We start from the raw sequence: 521 nt of genomic DNA, 5'->3' as shown, positions 1-521 counted from the left end.
TGTTAAATTCCCTTTGGTAGTGATATCACTGCTTGCACCATTTATTACAAGATATGTTTTAGCTGAAATCTCTACCTTGTTAGTATTATTTAATGAAAAATTTTCAAATGTTGCTCCACCTTCTGTTGCAGAAATGGTAGTTGTCCCGCTATTGTTTAATTTAAATAGAGTTTTGAAATCAACATTTTTTGTTGTAATTGTTGTAGTTCCACTATTATTTAGTGTGAAATTATTAAAAGTTGCTTGATAAGTATCAAAAGTTAGAGCTTTTCCACCACCTACTGTTGCATACCCATCCATTAAAAATTTATCTGCAGTAACCGTATAGCCACTTAAACCATTGTTAGTGATACTACCTTCAATGGTTAGGTCATCTACTCTTTTTTCCTCATCTGTTGGATTATTTGGATCTGTAGGAGCTTTTTTAGCAATAACAAAAGTTCCTGTAGAACCATCTCCACCCATACCAAAAACTAGATTACTTCTAATAGTTCCTTTATTTGCAAAATAGATTTTTATAT

Annotated in this window: 1 protein-coding gene; it reads right to left on the bottom strand. The window is 31.5% G+C overall.

Translation table 11 applies throughout. The features are described 5' to 3' along the window. Nucleotides 1–521: hypothetical protein (locus CQA57_RS08225; protein ID WP_170126869.1), on the bottom strand; the 521-nt coding region annotated here is incomplete at both ends.

The organism is Helicobacter anseris, assembly GCF_003364335.1.
Lineage (GTDB): Bacteria > Campylobacterota > Campylobacteria > Campylobacterales > Helicobacteraceae > Helicobacter_H > Helicobacter_H anseris.
This window is presented reverse-complemented; position numbering and strand designations above follow the sequence as displayed.